Origin of the sequence: Absiella sp. AM29-15 (assembly GCF_003434225.1) — a bacterium.
Lineage (GTDB): Bacteria > Bacillota_I > Bacilli_A > Erysipelotrichales > Erysipelotrichaceae > Hoskinsella > Hoskinsella hominis.
On sequence record NZ_QVFL01000041.1, the window covers coordinates 1 to 2594 of the forward strand.

Below are 2594 nucleotides of genomic sequence, written 5' to 3' on the forward strand. Positions count from 1 at the left end.
CAACCAGTATTAATATCTCAATTGTTAGTCGTCTGCTTTTTTTATTGAACATGAGAAACCACCTCATCCAAGTGTATGCGAAAAAGCAAAAAAAAAGTAGTTTTTCTACTTTTTTCATGTAAAGCAACAACCATTACGATTGCTCATATTTTTCAATATAACATTCATGTTCTTTTGTAGTCTTATCATAATTGATAACTACTAACAACAAATTATCCAAATAATGTTTTAATACGTTTGGATAATTCTTATTCTTGATTTGTGAGATTGCAGTATCTACATTTTTATCATATTTTAATTCAACTATCATGGCTGGCTTATCATCTTTAGGGATGAAAGCAATATCTGCAAATCCTTTTCCCGTTGGTAATTCTCGAATAATCGTGTAATGCTCTTTCGCAGTGATATAAGCAAGACTGATTGTATAGGAAAGTGCATTTTCATCATTGTACTGCAAAATGCTTGTTTCATAATGTGAATTTTGAATATATTTCGCAACTTTATCACTGTCCATATTCCATGTAGCTTCCAACAAATCATTTGCATTTTTAAATAACGATGTCACGATGCCCCAATTAGAGTTTTTAATAGAAGTGATAAATGTTCCCTTAACTTCATTATTAGGTATATAAACTGTGCTTTTTGTTGAATCGTATCCAAGGTATCCTAAATGAATCAATAATGTAAAAACATCATCTTTCGACTTGAATGTAGTCATATCATTTTGGAATGATGAGGTATCTACTTTCACTTCATCCCCTGCAATCATAGAAATAATATTATCTTTCATTCCATCTAAATTTAAATCAATATATTTTTGTAATGCCTCAAATGTTTCTGTCTGGCTCCAGTAGTTTCTAAACTTTCCTGATTCAATGGATGAAGTTACAGAACGAGGTGAATAGATTGATACATTTTCTTCTAAATGATATCCGTTGTACCAGTATTGCATTGTAGAGAAATCAACATGATATTTCTCACATAGTGCACGGACTTCTTCCTCTGTAAATCCCATAAATTTAGAATAAGATTCAGGCTGAAGCATGGATATTTCATCGAACATATTCAATGCACTATGTGTACCATATTTTTTAATAGGCAAAATTCCAGTCATATAAGCCAGTTCTACATAGGGTTGGTCCTTTAATAAGTTTCTTAGATAGTCGAGATAACGCTCTTGTTCTTTTTTATCACGTTTAAATTCTCTGAAAATACAATCCCATTCATCAATAACAAAGATAAATGACTGATTATAATCGCTGTAGATTCGCTTTAGATAATTTTTTATATTTGGTGTAATTACATGTACATCATACTCTTTGGATAGCTCATAAATAACTTCTTGATTTAGAATGTCTAGCATATCTGATATGGAAGTTGAATCACTCAAGAATTCCTGCATATTCAAATGAATGACATTGTGCTGATTCAGATGCTTTTCATAGTTGTTCGTTGACACAACTTTCAAAGAATCAAACAGTTTATGAGAATCACACCCTTTTGAATAATAGGCAACTAACATATTGGCATCCGTACTTTTACCGAATCTTCTCGGTCTAGACACACAAACGAATTTTTGCTTTGTTTTTATTCTACAATTTATTTTTTCAATCAATAGAGATTTATCCACCATCAAAGTCGAATTAACCAATTCTTGGTATTGATCATTATTCGGATTTAAGTAAATACCCATTCCACATCATCCTTTCTTTGCTTATTATATCATTTTTATCACTATAAAGCACTTGTTTTCAAACGGTAACAACTTAATAATTTTTTGTTTTTTATATCTGAATAAAAATTAGGTTGTCAACAATAGTGCGAACAACCCTTTATAAATATTCATACCACCTTTCTTTGCTAATAAGCATATGTAATTTATTTTTTCCCAATGGATATATTGTAATGATATTTATATTCAGTGTTACATGATCGTTTTGCCCTTGAACATTTTCTTGCATGAACATATCCATATTTATGATAATGTAATTCAGAATTTCCAAAATGTCCTTTTTCCGGTCTTACTTTAAATCGTTCTTTTAAAAAAATAATTTCCCAATCATCATTACTGAAGAACTTGGGAACTTCTCCAACCCTTGGATACAAATTAACTGGATACTTTTCATTATCATCTTCATCAACCGCCATTCAATAATGTAAATATAGCCCGTATCACATCTTTTCTGGATCCATGGAAAGATCCATTAGGTGTAGGATTTCAAATCATACAATCTTTATTTGTGATAAGTCCTGGAGGTATCTTAGGTGTTGGCTTTGATAACAGTATGCAGAATCATTAATATCAGTTGTAAATGAAGGCGGAGAAAAGTCGATAAGGGGCAGATAATATTAAACCACCCAATCCCGCAATCCCCAGCATTCCTACTCTCACAAAATAAGAGATTGGTGAATCTGCGGCCAGTACCATAACAACAATAGAACAAACCATAACGATTCCACTGCCAAAATCGGGCTGAAGAAGAATTAATCCAAAGCCTAGTGCTACCAGAAAACATGGAAAGATTAAATCTTTTTTAAACTTTTTGATACGATAGCGTTTTGCCAGATGATCTGCGACATATAAGATGATGGCG

2 protein-coding genes and 2 pseudogenes are annotated in these 2594 nt (G+C 31.8%); 1 reads left to right on the forward strand and 3 read right to left on the reverse strand.

Features of this window, described 5'->3' with window-relative positions:
* Window positions 1-133: 133 nt before the first annotated feature.
* Window positions 134-1693 (reverse strand): AAA family ATPase, encoded by a 1560-nt coding sequence (locus DW761_RS20730; RefSeq protein ID WP_117453521.1) that lies wholly within the window; start codon window positions 1691-1693, stop codon window positions 134-136.
* Between the two features lie 185 nt (window positions 1694-1878).
* Window positions 1879-2148 (reverse strand): hypothetical protein, encoded by a 270-nt coding sequence (locus tag DW761_RS20735; RefSeq protein ID WP_117453520.1) that lies wholly within the window; start codon window positions 2146-2148, stop codon window positions 1879-1881.
* 14 nt (window positions 2149-2162) lie between these two features.
* Between DW761_RS20735 and DW761_RS20740 the strand changes: the two are divergent.
* Window positions 2163-2297 (forward strand): annotated as a pseudogene (locus DW761_RS20740) (FtsW/RodA/SpoVE family cell cycle protein); the annotation flags it as partial.
* Between the two features lie 29 nt (window positions 2298-2326).
* Here the strand turns inward: DW761_RS20740 and DW761_RS20745 are convergent.
* A pseudogene (locus DW761_RS20745) lies at window positions 2327-2594 on the reverse strand (FtsW/RodA/SpoVE family cell cycle protein); the annotation flags it as partial.